We start from the raw sequence: 19022 nt of genomic DNA, 5'->3' as shown, positions 1-19022 counted from the left end.
CTTTATGAGGAGACTTCTGATGCCCTGGCACCGACCTGTCCACGCCGCCCTGTTTGATATGGATGGCTTACTGATCGACTCTGAACCGCTATGGGATCAGGCCGAACTGGATATTTTTTCAACGCTGGACGTCGACCTGACACGTCGCAGCGAAATGCCCGACACGCTGGGTCTGCGCATCGACCAGACGGTGCGCATGTGGTACGAAACGCTGCCGTGGCAGGGTCCCTCGCAGGAGGAAGTGACAAACCGTATTATTTCGCGCGCCATGACGCTGGTGGAGCAGACCCGGCCGCTGCTGCCGGGCGTGGAAACGGCCCTGCAGCTCTGTCGCGCACAGGGACTGAAAATTGGCCTGGCCTCTGCTTCGCCGCTCAGGATGCTGGAACAGGTGCTGGAGATGTTTAACCTGCGCCACTATTTCGACGTGCTCTCTTCAGCAGAAGCCCTGCCCTACAGCAAGCCGCATCCGCAGGTCTATCTCAACGCCGCCGACAGCCTGGCGATCGATCCCCTCAACTGCGTGACGCTGGAAGATTCGTTTAACGGCATGATCGCCACCAAAGCTGCGCGTATGCGGTCAATCGTGGTGCCCGCCGCTGACCATCGTGACGATCCCCGCTGGGCGCTGGCCGATGTGCGGCTGACAAGTCTTACCGAGCTTACCTTGCAGCATCTGCAGGGATAATTATCTGCCCGCCTGTGCGGGCTATTTTTACCTGCTTTCTCCGCTTAATTGATCCACACCACAAAAAGTGAAACATCGTTTCATTTTATTTGAATTACCCATTCACTCTTCCTAAGATGCACTTATCACCCGTCCGGGGCATGCACACCCTGACCTGCAGAGAGGAGTGAGATGGAAATTCGTCAAGGCATTCACAGCGATCATGCTAAACAGCTCGACACCGAGGCGCTGCGGCGTGCGTTCCTGATTGAAAAAATATTCACGGCTGATGATTACACCCTGACCTATAGCCATATCGACCGCATCATTATTGGCGGCGTAATGCCGGTACACCGGCCGGTCACAATAGGCAATGAAATGGGAAAACAGCTCGGCGTCAGCTATTTTCTTGAGCGCCGTGAGCTGGGTGTGATTAACATCGGCGGAACCGGTCAGGCAGAGATTGACGGTAAAACCTGGACGATCGGTCACGAAGAGGCACTCTATATCGGCAAAGGCGCACGCCAGCTGCAGTTCCGCAGCCTGGATCCGGCACGGCCCGCCCGCTTCTATTTCAACAGCGCGCCCGCGCACTGCACTTTCCCGGACAGAAAAATCACGCTGTCTGAGGCAGCCAGCACTACGCTGGGAGCTGATGCCACCGCCAATCGCCGCACCATCCACAGGTTTATCGTGCCGGAGGTCCTGCCCACCTGCCAGCTCACCATGGGCCTGACCCGACTGGAGGAAGGCAGCCTGTGGAACACCATGCCCTGCCACACCCATGAACGCCGCATGGAAGTCTATTTCTACTTCGACCTGCCTGATGAGAGCGCGGTCTTCCACATGATGGGAGAACCGCAGCAAACCCGTCATCTGCTGGTGCATAACGAACAGGCGGTGATCTCACCCAGCTGGTCTGTTCATGCCGGGGTCGGCACGCAGAGTTACGCCTTTATCTGGGGCATGGTGGGCGAGAATCAGGTCTTTGATGATATGGACCCCGTCAACGTCAGCGCATTGCGCTGAGCAGAGGAGAATCACCTGTGATACTGAACAGTTTTGATTTAACCGGCAAAGTGGCCATCGTGACCGGTTGCAACACCGGTCTGGGCCAGGGGATGGCTCGCGGACTGGCGCAGGCGGGCTGCGACATTGTGGGCGTCAACCGTTCCGCGGCGGATGAAACGCAGCGTCAGGTTGAAGCGCTGGGCCGCCGTTTCTGGCCGATATCGGCCGACCTGGTGCGCAGCGAGGTGGCCACGATGGTCGTGCAACAGGCTGTCGCCGCTGCAGGCAGAATCGACATTCTGGTCAATAACGCCGGGATCATCCGCCGCGAAGATGCCCTTAACTTCAGCGTGCAGGACTGGGATGATGTCATGAACATCAACAGCAAGTCGGTGTTTTTCCTGGCGCAGCAGGCAGCGCGCCAGTTTATCGCGCAGGGCGGCGGCGGCAAAATTATCAATATCGCGTCGATGCTGTCGTTTCAGGGCGGCATCCGTGTGCCCTCTTATACCGCCTCGAAAAGTGCAGTGATGGGGCTCACCCGCCTGATGGCAAACGAGTGGGCGAAGCTTGGCATCAATGTCAATGCTATCGCACCAGGCTACATGGCGACCGATAACACTGAACAGCTGCGTAACGACGCGGTGCGCAGTGAAGAGATTCTGGGGCGGATTCCGGCAGGCCGCTGGGGCGCGCCCGAGGACATGATGGGCCCGGTGGTGTTTCTGGCTTCATCCGCGTCAGATTACGTCAACGGCTATACGCTGGCGGTTGATGGTGGCTGGCTGGCGCGTTAATGCATCTCGCGGACGGTATGTTATCGTTGTTCGCGCTGTTAAAAATATTCATGCTTCGTTACAGCGTCACATGTTCTCATTTACTGGACAAATCCCTATACTGGATGCATCGACAGCTTTCTTTGCAACCAGGTTCTATCATGACGGGCGAAGGCCACATCATTTTTGCCATTGCCAGCGCTATTTTCGCCAAGCGTGCTGAGCTGACACCCGTACTGGCGCAGGCCGACTGGTGGCATCTTGTTCCCTCAGCACTGCTGACCTGCCTGCTGCCTGACATTGATCACCCTAAATCTTTGCTGGGGCAGCGGCTGCGCTGGCTTTCTCATCCGATAGCGCGAGCGTTCGGACATCGGGGTTTTACCCATAGTCTGCTGGCGGTGGCCGCCGGGTTGTGGCTTTTTCAGATAAACCTGCCCCGGTCGTCACCGATACCGGCAGACGTGCTGCAGGGACTGACGCTGGGCTATCTCAGCCATATTGTCGCGGACATGCTGACGCCTGCCGGCGTGCCGCTGCTGTGGCCCTGCCGCTGGCGCTTCCGCCTGCCGATTCTGCGTAGTCAGAAAGGGAATCAGCTGGAGCGGGCACTGTGTCTGGGACTGGTAGGTTATGCGCTCTGGTTTCCGGTCGGGATGCCATCTTTTGGTACAAATGGCTGGCCGACTCAGCTGTTTGACACGTTGCAGAATGGCGTCGGTCGGCTACTTCCCACACATCATGCACAATAAAGCAGCATAAAACGCTATTCAGTTATAACCCATTCCATTTGGATATAAGGCACGCTCTCTGCCTGCTGTTACCATTCTTGCTGTCTTAATTCGTGATTAACATTATGCGGCCTTCCTGACCCGAAAGGCCGCATTACTCTGGAGTTTCAGTATGGACCTTCCTCTTACGCTTAATATCGTGGCCTTTGTAGTGCTGCTGGTATTACTCTCCCGCTTCAGCCGTCAGAACTGGAGCCTGTCGAAAAAAGTCCTGACCGGTCTGGTGATCGGCGTGCTGTTCGGCCTGGTGTTACAGCTGATCTACGGCGAAAACAGCGCAGTGGTTAAAGCGTCTATCAGCTGGTTCAACATCGTCGGCAATGGCTATGTTCAGCTGCTGCAGATGGTCGTGATGCCGCTGGTGTTCGTCTCTATTCTCAGTGCGGTGGCGCGTCTGCATAATGCGTCGTCGCTGGGAAAAATCAGCGTTCTGACGATCGGGGTTCTGCTGTTTACCACCGCCATCTCGGCGCTGGTCGGCGTCTTTGTTACCGGACTGTTTGGGCTGAGCGCGGAAGGTCTGGTTCAGGGTGTGCAGGAAACGGCACGTCTCAGTGCGATTCAGAGCAACTATGTCGGTAAGGTCGCCGATCTGACGGTGCCGCAGCTGGTACTCTCCTTTATCCCGAAAAATCCGTTCGCGGATCTGACCGGTGCGAATCCGACCTCGATTATCAGCGTAGTGATTTTTGCCGCCTTCCTAGGTGTGGCTGCTCTGCAGTTGCTGAAAGACGATGAGGTTAAAGGTCAGCGTGTGCTGGTGGCTATCGATACCCTGCAGTCATGGGTCATGAAGCTGGTGCGTTTAGTGATGAAGCTGACCCCTTACGGTGTGCTGGCGCTGATGACCAAAGTGGTCGCCGGTTCTAACCTGCAGGACATCATCAAGCTGGGGAGCTTTGTCGTCGCCTCTTACCTTGGTCTGGCCATTATGTTTGGTGTCCATGCCCTGCTGCTGTCAATCAACGGTATTAACCCGCTGCGCTTCTTCCGCAAAGTGTGGCCGGTGATCACCTTTGCCTTTACCAGCCGCTCCAGCGCCGCCAGTATTCCGCTGAGTGTGGAAACGCAGACCCGCCGTCTTGGCGTGCCAGAATCAATCGCCAGCTTCTCGGCTTCCTTTGGTGCCACTATCGGTCAGAACGGCTGTGCCGGTCTCTATCCGACCATGCTGGCAGTGATGGTGGCACCGACGGTCGGCATCAACCCGTTTGACCCGCTGTGGATTGCCACGCTGGTTGGTATGGTCACGCTAAGCTCAGCGGGCGTGGCGGGCGTCGGTGGAGGAGCAACCTTTGCGGCCCTGATTGTACTGCCTGCAATGGGCCTGCCGGTCACCCTGGTGGCGCTGCTCATTTCCATTGAGCCGCTGATTGATATGGGCCGGACGGCGCTGAACGTCAACGGCTCCATGACTGCAGGTTCCCTGACCAGCCGCTGGTTAGGCCTGACCGACAAGCGTGTGCTGAACAGTGACGATAGCGCAGAGCTGGCGCACCGCTGATTGCTTTACGCCTGGCGCGCCTGCGCCAGGCTCTTCTCCCTTCTCCATAATCCTCCCCGTTAATGGCGACGCCGTTAAGAAAGCGTTAAGCGTGGTAAACAGGCGAAAATTTGCCGCTTTTGTGCTTGTCTTTGCCTGTGAAAAAGCGAATTCTGCCTTCAGTCTTATGAGGAGAACACCCGATGAAAAAAGTTATCGCCTCGCTTCTGACGCTGACGCTGCTGACGCCTGCGCTGGCGCTGGCTCATCCCGGTGACTGGGGCCCGCCGGGCGACTGGGGACGCCATGGCGGACCCGGCCATCATTGGGGCGGGTCCGGTCCCCACTGGGGAGGGCCGGTGCGCTTCTTACCCGACGCCGCGACGGCGGTGCTGATTGGCGGGCTGACCTACTACCTGCTGAACGGCAGCTATTATCAGCGTCATGGCGACGAATATGTGGTGGTCGAGCCACCGGAGGAGTCGCGGGTCAGCAATGAGATGCGGGTGCTCGATTTTAATGGCAAACGCTTTTATGTACAGGCAGGTCACTACTATCAGCGGCAGATCGACGGTGACTATGTTGAGGTGCCGCGCCCGGCAGGATTGTAACGCGGCCCCAACGAAAAACGGCCCGTCATGATGACGGGCCGTTTGCTATTCAGGGGAAGGCTTACTGCTGAGCCTGCGGGTCAGTGTCATACTCCGCACAGCTCTGGAAACCGTAGTTCATCACACGGCCGGTATCGTTGTAGCTTACGAAGTAAGTCTGTGCTTTACCGTCGCGCTGGCCCAGAATATAGGTCTGGCAGGTGCCACGCGCGTGAACCATGGTGATTTCAGTCGATGGCGCACCGGCGATCTGACGAACCTGATCGCGGGTCATGCCCTTTTTAACATCCTTTACCACTGGCTTAGTCACGTAGCTTTCCGCACGATCGTAAGTCGTACAACCAGACAGTGCAGCCAGCGTCAGCGCCGCAGCGATACATCCCATCACTTTATTCATCTTGTTGTTCCTCATTGATTGTCCATGTGGAAACAAGCCTGGAACAGAAATGCTGATATATCAAGTTTATGAAGCACAATTCGTGGCAGCGTGACTGTCAGGATTCCGTAAAGAAAGCTGTGTTACTGTCAGCACGCACGTATACTTCCCGGCCATCGGGGCAGCCACCCGCCACCCTTTTTTGCGCGACGGTACGCCTCTCTTTCAACATGATGCGGCAAGCACCCGCTCCGCTGTTGTGCCCGATTTCTGTTTACGCCATCGCTGACAACGCTGAGGATCAATGACCCCTTTACACGCAAAACGTCTGGCCTATGCCATTACCCTCGGCCTGCTGGCCGCACTGGGCCCGCTCTGTATCGACCTCTATCTGCCGGCACTGCCGCAGCTGGCGCAGGATCTCCACACCGAAACCGCGACCGCGCAGCTGAGTCTGACCGCAGGTCTGCTGGGGCTGGGATTTGGCCAGCTGCTGTTTGGGCCGATGAGCGATAAGGCGGGCCGTCTGCGCCCGCTGACGCTCTCCCTGATTCTGTTGTTTATCGCTTCACTGGGCTGCGCGCTGGCGCAGGATATCCATCAGCTGCTGCTGGCGCGTTTGTTCCAGGGGTTAGCAGGCGCGGGCGGCGCAGTGCTCTCCAGAGCCATTGCCCGTGATATGTACAGCGGCCACGAGCTGACGCGCTTCTTCGCGCTGCTGATGCTGGTGAATGGCCTGACGCCGATCGGTGCACCCGTGCTGGGCGGCGCGCTGATGACGATTTTAGACTGGCGAGGCATTTTTATGGTGCTGGGCGGGATTGCCATCCTGCTGATTCTGCTGGCACGCTGGAAACTGCATGAAACCCTGCCTGAGGCGCGACGCAGTCAGGGATCGATCTTTTCCGCCTACGCAGCACTCGGTCAGGTTGTGACCCATCGTCCCTTTATGGGCTTCTGCCTGACTCAGGGCTTTATGATGTCCGGTATGTTCGCCTATATCGGCGCCTCGCCCTTTGTACTGCAGCAGCTCTATGGCCTCTCGCCGCAGGCGTTCAGCTTCTGCTTTGCGGCCAACGGCTTTGGTCTGGTCATTGCCTCCCAGACCAGTGCACGCCTCTGCCCGCTCTGGGGCGAATACCGGGTGCTGAAAGGCGGACTGACGCTGGCCTTTGTGGCCTCCGGCCTGCTGCTGCTGGCCGCACTGTGTCAGGCGCCGCTGCCGCTGCTACTGGTGGCGCTGTTCTTTTCCATCGCCAGTAACGGGGTGATCGCCACCACTGCTTCCTCGCTGGCAATGCAGAGTCAGGGGCATCGGGCGGGCAGCGCTTCCGCCGTGATTGGCGTGACCATGTTCACGCTGGGGGCGATTACCGTGCCGATCACCGGCATCGGCGGCACCTCGGTAGTGAGCATGTGTGCCACCCTCTTTGGCTGCTTTATGATGGCGATTCTGATGTTCAGCGTGCTGGCAAAAAAACCGCAGCCTTCACCGAAAACTCACTGATTTCGCACTGTTTAGCCGAAATCCGTTACCGCTTTGGCTTGTTGTTTTCGCCAAGGCACGTTAGCTTTACTAACACGTTCGCATCGAGCCGACAGCCACTGACCTGAGGAGAAGTTCATGTCACTGCAGCAGGAAATTATTGAAGCACTGGGTGTGAAACCCACTATCGACGCCAGCCAGGAAGTAAGGGTCAGCGTCGATTTCCTTAAAGCCTATCTGAAACGTCACAGCGGGCTGAAAACGCTGGTGCTGGGGATCAGCGGCGGTCAGGATTCGACGCTGGCGGGCAAGCTGGCGCAGACGGCGATCGCAGAACTGCGTCAGGAGAGCGGAGATAACGACTACACCTTCATTGCAGTGCGTCTGCCCTACGGCGTGCAGGCCGACGAGCAGGATTGCCAGGATGCGCTGGCCTTTATCCAGCCTGACCGTTCGCTGGTGGTCAACATCAAAGAGTCTGTACTGGCCAGCGAGCGCGCCCTGAAAGAGGCGGGCATTACTCTGTCTGATTTCATTCGCGGCAATGAAAAAGCGCGTGAGCGGATGAAAGCGCAATACAGCATCGCAGGCATGACCCGGGGCGTTGTGGTCGGTACCGACCACGCCGCCGAGGCGGTCACTGGCTTCTTTACCAAATATGGCGATGGCGGCACCGATATCAATCCCCTGTTCCGCCTGAATAAACGTCAGGGCAAGCAGCTGCTGAAACATCTGGGCTGCCCGGAACATCTCTACCTGAAGAAACCCACTGCCGACCTGGAAGATGATCGTCCCGGCCTGCAGGATGAGGTGGCGCTGGGTGTCACTTATGAGATGATCGATGACTACCTGGAAGGTAAAAGCATCGACCCGGAAAATGCCCGCATCATCGAGGGCTGGTATCTGAAAACCGAGCACAAACGTCGCCCGCCGATCACGGTATTCGACGACTTCTGGAAGTAATGCCCTGCCTCCTTTGCGCCAGCAGAGGAGGTTTTTTTCACTGACCCTGTTGATTGCTGCATGTCTGCCACCGTTTCGCGCGCGACCCTTGTCGGCCTTATCGCCATTCTGCTCTGGAGTACTACCGTTGGCCTGCTACGCAGCGTCAGCGAATCCTTTGGCGCCACCGGCGGCGCAGCACTGATCTATTCCACAACGGCGCTGCTGCTCTGTCTGACCCGTGGTCTGCCACGCCCCGGCACACTGCCCGCAATCTATCTGTGGCTGGGTGGCGCGCTGTTTGTCGGCTACGAAATCTGTCTGGCACTGGCGATCGGCCTGGCCAGCAATCGCAGCCAGTCGCTGGAGCTGGGGATGATCAACTATCTCTGGCCCTGCCTGACGATCGTGCTGGCCATCCCCTTTAATCAGCAGCGGTTTCGCCCCTGGCTCTGGCCGGGACTGCTGCTGTCGCTGCTGGGGATCGTCTGGGTGATGAAAGGCAGCGGCAGCGGGTCGCCCGCTCTGCTGTGGCAGAATATACTGCGTAATCCTGCCGCCTATAGCCTTGCTTTTATCGCCGCCCTGGCGTGGGCAATCTACAACAACCTTACCCGTCGCGTTGCCCGCGGCTCGAACGGCATCACACTCTTTTTTATTCTGACCGCGCTGGCGCTGTGGCTGACGTTTGCCCTCAGCCCGCAGTCGCAGCCGATGACCTTTGCCCCGATTCCGCTGCTGGAGGTGGGGTTTGTCGGACTCTCTACCGCCGTCGCCTATTCCGCCTGGAATCACGGTATCCAGCAGGGCAACCTGACGCTGCTGGCCACGGCTTCCTACTTTACGCCCGTGCTGTCGGCACTGCTGGGATCGCTATGGCTTGGCCTGACCCCGCCACTGGCCTTCTGGCAGGGTGTTGCCATGATCACCCTGGGATCGCTGATCTGCTGGCTGGCGACGCGCGGACGATAATCAGACCACTGGCGATCATTTCATCAGGCTGATATGCTGTATGGACAACCAGTAAATGGAGTCCATTTTGGTCAGACGTGCTGCTATGCTTTGCCCCGAACCCGATGCGAATGCAATTTATCAATATCCCGAACACCTGCGTGAATGGCTGGAAGGCCTGCCGAATCGCCCCGGCGTCTACACTTTCCACGGAGAAAGCGAGTCGCTGCCGCTCTATATCGGCAAAAGCGTGAATCTGCGTTCACGGGTTATGTCTCATTTCCGCACCCCTGACGAGGCGAAAATGCTGCGTCAGTCACGGCGTGTCAGCTGGATCCCGACCGCGGGCGATCTGGGCGCGCTGCTGCTGGAAGCGCAGATGATTAAAACCCAGCAGCCGCTGTTCAATAAACGATTACGCAAGAACCGGCAGCTCTGCTCGCTGCAGATCACCGACACCAAACCGCAGGTGGTCTACGCGAAGGATCTGGATTTCAGCCAGTCGCCTAATCTGTTCGGACTTTACCGCAGCCGCTTTGCTGCCATTGAACGGCTCAAGCAGCTTGCGGATGAGTATCAGCTTTGTCATGGTCTGCTGGGGCTGGAAGCACTGAGCGCGGGCCGTGGCTGCTTCCGCTCGGCGCTGCGGCGCTGCGCTGGGGCCTGTTGTGGCAAAGAGCCGGTCAGCGACCATCAGGACCGGCTGCTCGAAGCACTGGAAAACGTGCGGGTGTTCTGCTGGCCGTGGCAGGGCGCAGTGGGTCTGGTCGAAGAGGGAAAAGAGATGACTCAGATCCATGTTATCGATCACTGGTTCTATCTCGGCTCGGTCGACAGCATGGAGGAAGCGCGAAAACTGCAGCGACCCAAGGGCGGTTTCGATCACGACGGCTATAAAATTCTCTGCCGTCCGATTCTCTCGGGTGCCTACCCTATTCTGCCGCTATAAAAAAACCGCCGACGCTGCCCACTCACCTTCAGTGGACAGCGCCGGCGGTCTCAGACAGTTAGCTCAGGGCTTATTCAGCGGGTTCGGCTGGCGGTGCCATCTGGCCTTCACGCGGGCCTTTCTCCGTCAGACGCTTTTCAAAGTCAGCGTTGTACTGTTTCTTCTGCTCCGGCGTCAGCACGTTGTAGAGCTTGTTCTGGGTTTCCAGCATCTTCAGCGCATGCTCTTTCGCATCGGCCGACATCTTCTCTGCCTGCGCTTCTGCTTTGCTCTTATCGAAGCTGTCAGCCGCGATAATGCTGTGAGCCGCACGACGCTCATCCAGTGACGGGCGCTTCATCTCTTTACGGCTCTCTTTCAGAATGTCGCGCATCTGAGTCTGCTGCGCTTCGGTCAGGTTCAGCCCTCTGAACATCCGATCCATGCCGTGGTGCATTGGCGGTTTGTGCATCGCTTTTTCACTGCCAGCCGGAGGTGGAGTCAGGTTGTCAGCAGCAGCATGGACGGCGCTGGCTGCACCAAACGCCAGCGAAGAAGCCAGTAAAAGGGAAGTCAGTTTGCGCATAATAGTGTCCTTATATTTCATGATAATGACGACAGCACTCTGTCGCGTCTTCGGAAACAAGCATACGACGCTGAACGTCAACTACTCTGAGCCTGAGTAAAGCCATGAAAGCACAAAAGACAAAAAACCGGCAATCATGAAGAGAATGAGAAGAAAGGCGTGAAGAATTGAAAAAGAGTATGAATTTACAGTGAATTTCGCAGAAATCGTGGAGGAGTGTAAGGGTTCTGACAGGAAAGCGGAAGAGGATATGGCGCTTTCCTGTCGGTTTTTTCATGCTGATCCAACTGATTCAGGGCAATCTGGCCTCAGCGCGGCAGCGCCTGGGTCTGTTCACCCTCCTCAACCAGCATCAGCCCGGCCCGAAGGCCGGCGGCCACGCCAGGATTCGGGAACAGCACATACTCCCGCGCCTGCTGCACGTAATACCGTTTATCGCCATCCTCTGCCAGCAACGTTCCCTGCGGAAAGGCGGTGAAGTTGAGCGTTTCCGGTGACATGTGCAGCGAGAAATGTTCACTTAATCGGGTAATCTGCTGTACAACCCGATAGTGGCGTGGGCTGGCCGACGCGACGGGCATCGGCTCGCCATAGAGTAAAGCTGCCAGCGCCTGCTGTGCTGCGCCGAACTGACTGAGGTCGTTCTCGCCAAACGGCAGTGCCTTGCCCAGCTCCAGCGTGCAACTGGCCGCGCCAAAGTGTTCGCAGCTGAAATGGGTAAAGGTGCCGCCCGGCGCACGGTGAAACACCAGCGCCTCCAGCCCGGCGGCGGCCAGCCAGTCGAGAAAGTCGGACGGCCAGGGCCGTTCGCTGTGCGGCATGACGCCAAACTGCGTATGCCAGGAGCCGCGAATCGCCGTGTGCATATCGAGATGCCAGCGCGTTTCATCACAGGCTCCCTGCTGCCAGAACGTCTCCAGCGTCTGCTCCAGTCGCAGCACGCGCCGCGCCTCGTCGCAGTCATCAACCTGCTGCCAGCGTCCGCCAAACAGCCGGTTAATGTCATAACGCACGTAGCGTTTTCCGATGCGTAGTGCAGAAGGATTGCCCAGAATCACCAGCAGACGCTGCCGCAATGGCTTCTCGCCCCGCAGCAGCGCATTGACCAGCTGATTGACGATCTCGACCGGTGCGGTTTCGTTACCGTGAATACCGGCGGAGAGTACCAGCGCCTGATTTACCGGCTCGGCGGGCTCCAGTATCAGGATGCCATGATATAACCACTGCCAGCGAAGATATGCCGTTTCGCCTCTGCACTGATGCGGCGCCTCGCCGGAAAGCGTCTGCTGTAAAAAATCCTGCATTATTCCTCCTGTTCGCGATGAGCGGGTAGCGGCCACCGCCGCCCCCCTTTTCACTGCTGAAATGCATACACATTTCCTAAGTCTAGCAGCTTCGTCAGCGCATCCAGCGCGTCGCGTCCCTCGCGCAGCAGTTGCGGATCAGCCAGGTCAGCCTGGGTCAGACGATCGCGATAGTAGCGGTCCACCCACTCATTCAGCGTGTTGAAAAGCCGATCGTTCATCAGCACTGCCGGATTCACCGCCTGCCGCTCCTCGGGCGTCAGCACGACACGCAGCCGCAGACAGGCCGGTCCACCGCCGTTGTACATGCTTTCGCGCAGGTCAAACACCTTCAGGGTTTTCAGGGGCGTATCGCCCTCGATCTGTTCACACAGGTAGCGCCAGACGCCTGCATGCTGGCGTGACTCCTCCGGCAGCACCAGCATCATGCTGCCGTCGGGATGGGTCAGGAGCTGACTGTTGAACAGATAAGTTTCCACTGCCTCTTTTACCGACACCCGGTTGTCCGGCACTTCAAGAGCCACAAAACCCGGCACGCGCGCCCGAAGCCGGGCCAGCAGCGCGGACTGATCTACAAAGGCATGCTGGTGACAGAAGAGCATCCGCTGGTTACTGACCGCAATCACGTCATTATGGAAGACGCCCTGATCGATCACCGCCGGATTCTGCTGCGCAAACAGCACGCTGTCGGATGAAAGCTGGTGCAGCCGGGCGACCGCCTCACTGGCCTCACGCGTCTGCCGGGCTGGATAACGCTGCGGTGCCTGACCTTCATGACTGCTGTCGCGCCCGTAAACGAATAGCTGAACGCCGCGCTCACCGTAGTCACCCCCCAGCCGGTTGTGGTTCGCCGCCCCTTCATCACCAAATAGCGCGACCTGCGGCAATGCATCATGCACGCTGAAGTAGCGGTTATCGCGGAAAATGGACCGCAGCAGGCAGGCCGTTTCCGGCGCTTCGATTGCCCGATGAAACTTGTTGTTGAGGTTCGCCACCGTGAGATGAACCCGGCCATCAAGACTGTCGGCTGAGGGAGATACCGTGGCCGCATTGGCAACCCACATCGCGGAGGCCGAACTGGCCGCAGAGAGCAGGCCCGGCGCGGTTTTTCCGGCTGCGGCCAGCACCTGCTCATCACTGCCGCTAAATCCAAGCTGGCGCAGTACCGGAATATTAGGCCGTTCATGCGGCGGGATGACCCCCTGCACAAAGCCCATATCGGCCAGCGCTTTCATCTTCAGCAGCCCCTGCTTCGCGGCCAGACGGGGATTCGACGGCTGAAGCTGATTACGGGTCGAGGCTTCATTACCAAATGACAGCCCGGCATAGTGGTGGGTCAGGCCCACCAGCCCATCAAAGTTGGCTTCGGTGGTCTTCATGCGTTGCCCTCTGCAGAGAAATCCAGCCCCGGCGACAGCGTAGCAGGCAGCATCAGATCCGGTGTTTCCAGCGAGGCCATCGGCCAGGCGCAGTAATCCGCCGCGTACCAGGCGCTGGCGCGATGGTTGCCTGAAGCGCCTACCCCGCCAAATGGCGCGGTACTGGCGGCTCCGGTCAGCGGTTTGTTCCAGTTAACGATCCCGGCACGTGCTTCAAGCAGCAGTCGTTCAAACTGCGCACGCTCAGGCGAGATCAATCCGCATGACAGCCCATAACGGGTCTGGTTTGCCAGTGCGATTGCCTCATCGAAGGTGTCATAGCGCAACACGCCAAGCAGCGGACCAAAGACCTCTTCATCCGGAATGCCCTGCACGCCGGTTAAGTCGATGATGCCTGGCGTCAGAATGGCGCTGTGGCGATCCGGCCAGCGCATCGCCAGCAGCACCTTGCCGCCCGCCGCCACCCGTCGTTGCCACTCCGCCATAATCTTCTCAGCCGCGCCGGTGGAGATGACGCTGCCCATAAACGGCTGCGGCTCAGCGTTCCAGGCGGCCGGTTGCAGCCGACCCGTGACCCCGACCAGCCGCTGCAGGAAGGCGTCGCCCGCCGCACCCCGTTTTACCAGCAGACGGCGCGCACAGGTGCAGCGCTGCCCGGCAGTAATAAAGGCTGACTGCAGCGTAATGTTGACCGCCGCATCCCGGTCGGCCGGATCCTCCACAATCAGAGCGTTGTTACCACCCATCTCCAGTGCCAGTATCTTTTCAGGCTGGCCGGCAAACTGACGATGCAGCTGGTAGCCGGTATGCGCGCTGCCAGTAAACAGCAGGCCGTCGATCTGGTCACAGGTCGCGAGCGCCTGACCGGTTTCACGTCCCCCCTGTAACAGCGCCAGCACGCCGGAAGGCAGGCCCGCAGCCAGCCAGAGTTCGGCGGTTTTTTCGGCCGTCAGCGGCGTGAGTTCGCTGGGTTTAAATACCACGCAGTTACCTGCCAGCAGCGCCGGGACGATATGGCCATTGGGTAAATGGCCGGGGAAGTTATAGGGACCGAACACTGACAGTACGCCGTGCGGACGATGCCGCAGCGAACTTTCGCCTTCATGCTGCTCACCGGTGCGGCTATGGTAGGCCTTTACCGAAAAGCCGATCTTGTTGATCATCGCACCTACTTCCGTCAGGGCTTCCCAGCGCGGCTTGCCAGTTTCTCGGGCAATGGTTTCTGCCATTTCCGTTTTATGGGCTTCAAGCCCGGCCGCAAAGGTTTCGATGATCGCCTGCCGCTCCGCCAGGGGCCGTCTGGCCCACGCCGGAAAAGCGGCACGTGCCGCCTCACAGGCGGCGCTGACCTGGGCGGCCGATGCGGCATGGCCCTGCCACAGCACTTCGCCGCTGACCGGATCCGCTTTTGTCATCAGCTCAGCGTCACCGCTCAGCCACTCTCCCTTAATCAGGTGCGTCATGCTGTTTTCTCCTCTTTGCAGAGCGTGACCACGCGCAGGCTGTCGCCCGGCTGGCAGTGCAGCGCCCGCATCTGTTCATCCGTCAGGGATATGCTGTCGCCGTCGGCCTTAGCCGCGATCAGCGCCACACGGAACTGATGGTAATGCTGATTAGCCACCAGACAGAGCGGCGCATCCTCCGGGTTTTCACCGCGCCCGGCGCGGCGCAGTCGGCTCTTACGCACGGCGCGGATATGATCGATATCGCACTCCAGCGTCGGGCCGCCATCAAAGATATCGACGTAATTGAGGTAACGGAAACCTTCCGCTTCCAGCACCGCCCGGGCAGGCGCGGTCTGCGGATGAACCTGTCCGATGACCGCCTGTGCCTCAGGCGTCAGGTAGTCAATGTAGAGCGGATGCTTCGGCATCAGCTCGGCGATAAAGGCTTTCTGTCCGGTGCCGCTCAGGAAATCGGCCTTACTGAACTCCATCGAGAAGAAGCGACTGCCGACGCTCTCCCAGAACGGTGAATGACCATGCTCATCGCTGACGCCGCGCATCTCGGCCACGACCCGGTCGGTGAAGCGCTCACGGAAGCTGGCCATAAACAGGAAGCGGGACTTTGACAGCAGATAGCCGTTTTTGCCGTCCCGGTAGTCAGGATCGAGAAACAGCGTGCAAAGCTCACTGCTGCCGGTGTGATCGTTACTCAGCGACAGCGTAGGCAGCGCCGCATAAACATTCAGCTCTTTCGAGGCGTGAACCTGGGTGCCCACCCGGAAGTTATACCAGGGGTCCTGCAGTCCGACCGCCACTTCGATGGCGCAGATACCGATGGCGCGGTTATCTTCACTGTCGGCCAGAACAAAGACATAGCCCTGCTCAGCACGCGGCAGCGTACCCTCCCAGGTCTGCAGCGACCGCTCGATACGCGCCTGTAAAGTCGCGCTGTCGGCAGGCAGCGAGGTCAGCCCGCCCCCCGTTTTACCGGCCAGCGCCATCAGCTGGCTCAGGTCATCGCGTTCAACCGGACGGATTACCATCATGATGAGGATCCCCGCACCAGACGCTCACAGGTTTCCGCAAAGCGGGCCATGCCCAGCTTCACTTCCTGCTCACTGATATTCAGCGCCGGAGCAAAGCGCACCACGTTGGCACCCGCGATCAGCACCATCACGCCCATTTCCGCGGCGGCAAGGTTAATCGCTTTTGCTTTACCGGCAAACTCGTCGCTCAGAACGGCGCCAATCAGCAGGCCGAGGCCGCGCACCTCTTTAAACAGGTTCAGACGCTGATTAATTTCGTGCAGTGCCGAGACAATCCACTGATGGCGCTGCGTGACGCCCGCCATCACGTCTGGCTGGTTAATGAGCTCCATCACTTTTCCGGCCACCGCGCCGGCCAGCGGGTTGCCGCCATAAGTCGTGCCGTGGGTGCCGACGCCCATCACGCTCGCCAGATCTTCACGTGTCAACATCGCACCAATCGGGAAGCCGCCGCCCAGCGCTTTGGCGCTAGTGAGCACATCCGGCGTGACGCCATAGTGCATATAGGCATAGAGCGATCCGGTGCGGCCGACACCGCTCTGCACCTCATCAAAAATCAGCACGGCCTGATGCCTGTCGCAGAGTTCGCGCAGGCCGCGCAGGAATGCCGGATCGGCAGGCAGCACGCCGCCTTCACCCTGAATCGGTTCCACGATGACGGCGCAGGTCTGGTCATTGATTAGCTCGGCCGCTGCGGCCAGGTCATTGAACGGCGCATGCCGGATATCAGGCGGCAGTGGCGCAAAATCTTTTGAATAGGCGGGCTGACCGCCCGCTGAGACGGTAAACAGGGTACGGCCATGAAATGCGTTTTTAAACGCAACGATGACACTTTTATGCGGGCCGACACGGTCGTGAGCCACTTTACGCGCCAGCTTCAGCGCCGCTTCGTTCGCTTCTGCGCCGGAGTTGCAGAAGAAAACCCGGTCCGCAAAGGTGGCATCAATCAACTGTTTCGCCAGGCGGAGAATGGGTTCGTTGGTGTAACCATTACCGGTATGCCACAGGCGTGCTGCCTGCTCCTGCAACGCCTGTTGTAGCGCCGGATGCGCATGTCCCAACGCATTAACCGCAATGCCACCGGCAAAATCGATGTAGTCTTTGCCGTTCTGATCCCAGACGGTCGAGCCCTCTGCGCGAACCGGTATAAATGTCGCAGGCGCATAAACCGGCATCATCCATTGATCGAAATCGTGACGTGAAACGTGCAGTGCCATAACCCATTCTCCTGCCTGGCCTTACCGGTCTGGTAAAGCTTTTGTTTTAAAATTGTTAAGGGATGTTGTAATGCTGTCCTACTGTAATTTGCACTTACCGTGCCAGCCAGAGAATTTGTGCATAAAACGGAGGTAGCAACGCAATATCAATGAGTTACGAGTTGTCATTATTCACTTAATTTGCATATATAGTGAATAATTATCTTACCGCAGCGCCATGGGCGGTTTTTAAATAGCGGAATTATGCAAATGCGGGATGAAATATCGCTTTTGTGATCGCTGATAAACTATCTCTCCATAAAAACCCATTCTGCGCCCTGTTCTGGCGCGTTTTGCCTCGTAACGGTGCAGCGGCGATCGCGTCTTATGCGCAGACCGATCTCCGTGACCTGGTGGGATTTAACAGACCGTTTTCATTTATCGCGACAAAGGCTGTTTAATTAAAAGACAATTTACGGCCCTTTTTTATCCAGTCGGATATTATAACGGCAGGATGAACGCAGACTCTTTCCAGCGTGACTATTCTGGCAGGCACTATTATTTTAAAATGATGATAAACATTAATACGCAGGCTAATGATTAGAATAAAAGCCATAAATTTTATATCCTGCCATAAATTAAATTTAATCAGGCTGATGAAGCCAGTGGTTTAAAAACAGACCAACCGGATTAACACTCATTGAGGGAAATAACTTAACCATTTGAATTTAATTCACTATTTATTATTGAACTAAAAAAACCGGTCAGAAGAAAATCTTATTACCCTTGTAGGCTTTCGACTTTATCTCATCATTATCTGTACAATGAATATAGACATCACATTTTGTTACGTATATTTCGCTTTGTAATTTTCCGGTTTTATGGCACTTTCGTTGCGCCCCTTTCAGGGGATAATAATAATGAATCAGAACAGGGTAATAAAATGATGAAGCGCACTTTACTGGCGGCGGTGATGCCGTTACTGCTCGGCCTCGCCTCCGCCCAGGCGGCAGAGATTTATAACAAGGATGGCAATAAGCTGGATCTGGTTGGCAAGATCAACGTCTCCCATCTCTTTTCTGACGATGTGAAAAATGACGGTGATACCTCTTCCTATTCCCGCCTGGGTTTCAAGGGTGAAACTAAAATCAACGATCAGCTGACCGGCTATGGCTTCTGGCAGTATCAGTACAGCCTCCACAACTCTGAAGGCAGCGACGCACAAACAGGCAACCGTACCCGTCTGGGCTATGCGGGCCTGAAGTTTGGCGAAGCGGGTTCACTGGACTACGGGCGTAACTACGGCCTGGTCTATGACGTGCTGAGCTACACCGATATGCTGCCATTCTTCGGCGGCGACTCCGGCTATACCGATGCGTTTCTCTCTGGCCGCTCGACCGGTGTACTGACCTGGCGTAACAGCGACTTCTTTGGTCTGGTGCAGGGTTTAAATCTGGCCGCGCAGTATCAGGGCAAAAACGATCGCAGCAGCAACGTGGATGGTGTCCGTCGCTCCAACGGCGATGGCTTCGCCCTCTCCGCCTCTTACGACTTCGATTTCGGCCTGAGTTTTGCCGGCGCGTTCGCCAGTCTGGATCGCACCACCACGCAGAACAGCGCCGCGCGCGGTGAAGGCGAAAAAGCGCAGCACTGGGCGACGTCGGTAAAATATGATGCGAACCAGGTTTATCTGGCGGCGATGTACGGGGAAACCCTGAACGCCACGCCGATCACCGGCGGCTTCGCGAATAAAGCGCAGAACGTTGAAGCGGTGGCGCAGTATCAGTTCCTGAACGGTTTCCGTCCTTCAGTGGGCTACGTCTCATCGAAAGGCAAAGAGATCGAGAATATCGGCGATGCTGACATCGTTAAATACACTGCGGTCGGAGCAACCTACTACTTCAATAAGAACATGTCGGTGTATGGTGAATACCGCATTAACCTGCTGAAAGAGAATAACCCGCTCGGTCTGGCGACCGACGATATCACCGCGCTGGGCCTGATCTATCAGTTCTGATGCGAAAACAGGGTCCGGTTCTGTTTA

The 19022-nt window shown here is 57.6% G+C and carries 18 protein-coding genes; 11 read left to right on the top strand and 7 right to left on the bottom strand.

Annotated elements, in window-relative coordinates; genetic code table 11:
- The first annotated feature begins 19 nt into the window (after positions 1 to 19).
- From hxpB to ACLHDD_RS05240, 6 genes are all read left to right on the top strand, one after another.
- On the top strand, positions 20 to 688 hold the full coding sequence (hxpB, locus tag ACLHDD_RS05265) for a hexitol phosphatase HxpB (RefSeq protein ID WP_427103238.1): 669 nt from the start codon (positions 20 to 22) through the stop codon (positions 686 to 688).
- A gap of 171 nt (positions 689 to 859) precedes the next feature.
- Positions 860 to 1696, top strand: a complete 837-nt coding sequence (kduI, locus tag ACLHDD_RS05260) for a 5-dehydro-4-deoxy-D-glucuronate isomerase (protein ID WP_427103237.1) — start codon at positions 860 to 862, stop codon at positions 1694 to 1696.
- Positions 1697 to 1713: 17 nt separating this feature from the next.
- On the top strand, positions 1714 to 2475 hold the full coding sequence (gene kduD / locus ACLHDD_RS05255; RefSeq protein ID WP_427103236.1) for a 2-dehydro-3-deoxy-D-gluconate 5-dehydrogenase KduD: 762 nt from the start codon (positions 1714 to 1716) through the stop codon (positions 2473 to 2475).
- 140 nt (positions 2476 to 2615) lie between these two features.
- Positions 2616 to 3206: a metal-dependent hydrolase gene (locus tag ACLHDD_RS05250; protein ID WP_427103235.1), complete on the top strand. Its 591-nt coding sequence runs from the start codon at positions 2616 to 2618 to the stop codon at positions 3204 to 3206.
- 151 nt (positions 3207 to 3357) lie between these two features.
- On the top strand, positions 3358 to 4749 hold the full coding sequence (locus tag ACLHDD_RS05245; protein ID WP_427103234.1) for an L-cystine transporter: 1392 nt from the start codon (positions 3358 to 3360) through the stop codon (positions 4747 to 4749).
- A gap of 182 nt (positions 4750 to 4931) precedes the next feature.
- The gene (locus ACLHDD_RS05240) at positions 4932 to 5339 is read left to right on the top strand and encodes a DUF6515 family protein (RefSeq protein ID WP_427103233.1); all 408 of its coding nucleotides are present in this window, start codon (positions 4932 to 4934) and stop codon (positions 5337 to 5339) included.
- Between the two features lie 61 nt (positions 5340 to 5400).
- On the opposite strand, the gene osmE is transcribed toward ACLHDD_RS05240, so the two are convergent.
- The gene (gene osmE / locus ACLHDD_RS05235; protein WP_427103232.1) at positions 5401 to 5736 is read right to left on the bottom strand and encodes an osmotically-inducible lipoprotein OsmE; all 336 of its coding nucleotides are present in this window, start codon (positions 5734 to 5736) and stop codon (positions 5401 to 5403) included.
- 283 nt (positions 5737 to 6019) lie between these two features.
- Here osmE and ACLHDD_RS05230 point away from each other — a divergent pair, with 283 nt between their 5' ends.
- From ACLHDD_RS05230 to cho, 4 genes are all read left to right on the top strand, one after another.
- The gene (locus ACLHDD_RS05230; protein ID WP_427103231.1) at positions 6020 to 7222 is read left to right on the top strand and encodes a multidrug effflux MFS transporter; all 1203 of its coding nucleotides are present in this window, start codon (positions 6020 to 6022) and stop codon (positions 7220 to 7222) included.
- Positions 7223 to 7339: 117 nt separating this feature from the next.
- Entirely contained in the window at positions 7340 to 8164 is an 825-nt protein-coding gene (gene nadE, locus ACLHDD_RS05225; protein ID WP_427103230.1) for an ammonia-dependent NAD(+) synthetase, read from the top strand.
- 60 nt (positions 8165 to 8224) lie between these two features.
- Positions 8225 to 9115 (top strand): aromatic amino acid DMT transporter YddG, encoded by an 891-nt coding sequence (gene yddG, locus ACLHDD_RS05220; RefSeq protein ID WP_427103229.1) that lies wholly within the window; start codon positions 8225 to 8227, stop codon positions 9113 to 9115.
- A gap of 67 nt (positions 9116 to 9182) precedes the next feature.
- Positions 9183 to 10043, top strand: coding sequence for an excinuclease Cho (gene cho / locus ACLHDD_RS05215; RefSeq protein ID WP_427103228.1), 861 nt, complete (start codon positions 9183 to 9185; stop codon positions 10041 to 10043).
- Between the two features lie 70 nt (positions 10044 to 10113).
- On the opposite strand, the gene spy is transcribed toward cho, so the two are convergent.
- The 6 genes from spy to ACLHDD_RS05185 all read right to left on the bottom strand — a co-directional run bounded on the left by spy (position 10114) and on the right by ACLHDD_RS05185 (position 16999).
- Positions 10114 to 10608, bottom strand: coding sequence for an ATP-independent periplasmic protein-refolding chaperone Spy (gene spy, locus ACLHDD_RS05210; RefSeq protein WP_427103227.1), 495 nt, complete (start codon positions 10606 to 10608; stop codon positions 10114 to 10116).
- Between the two features lie 308 nt (positions 10609 to 10916).
- Positions 10917 to 11912 (bottom strand): succinylglutamate desuccinylase, encoded by a 996-nt coding sequence (astE, locus tag ACLHDD_RS05205; RefSeq protein WP_427103226.1) that lies wholly within the window; start codon positions 11910 to 11912, stop codon positions 10917 to 10919.
- Between the two features lie 50 nt (positions 11913 to 11962).
- On the bottom strand, positions 11963 to 13291 hold the full coding sequence (astB, locus tag ACLHDD_RS05200) for an N-succinylarginine dihydrolase (RefSeq protein WP_427103225.1): 1329 nt from the start codon (positions 13289 to 13291) through the stop codon (positions 11963 to 11965).
- On the bottom strand, positions 13288 to 14754 hold the full coding sequence (astD, locus tag ACLHDD_RS05195; RefSeq protein ID WP_427103224.1) for a succinylglutamate-semialdehyde dehydrogenase: 1467 nt from the start codon (positions 14752 to 14754) through the stop codon (positions 13288 to 13290). The genes astB and astD overlap by 4 nt, the downstream gene beginning before the upstream one ends.
- Positions 14751 to 15782, bottom strand: coding sequence for an arginine N-succinyltransferase (astA, locus tag ACLHDD_RS05190; protein ID WP_427103223.1), 1032 nt, complete (start codon positions 15780 to 15782; stop codon positions 14751 to 14753). Before astA ends, astD begins: the two co-directional genes overlap by 4 nt.
- Complete coding sequence (locus tag ACLHDD_RS05185) at positions 15779 to 16999, bottom strand: aspartate aminotransferase family protein (protein ID WP_427103222.1); 1221 nt, start codon at positions 16997 to 16999, stop codon at positions 15779 to 15781. Before ACLHDD_RS05185 ends, astA begins: the two co-directional genes overlap by 4 nt.
- Positions 17000 to 17921: 922 nt before the next feature.
- Between ACLHDD_RS05185 and ACLHDD_RS05180 the strand changes: the two genes are divergently transcribed.
- Entirely contained in the window at positions 17922 to 18995 is a 1074-nt protein-coding gene (locus ACLHDD_RS05180) for a porin (RefSeq protein ID WP_427103221.1), read from the top strand.
- Positions 18996 to 19022 lie beyond the last annotated feature (27 nt).

This window comes from Pantoea sp. NSTU24 (genome assembly GCF_050157905.1).
GTDB lineage: Bacteria > Pseudomonadota > Gammaproteobacteria > Enterobacterales > Enterobacteriaceae > Pantoea.
The sequence above is the reverse complement of the archived record's forward strand: the minus strand, read 5'-3'. Positions and strand labels throughout refer to the sequence as shown.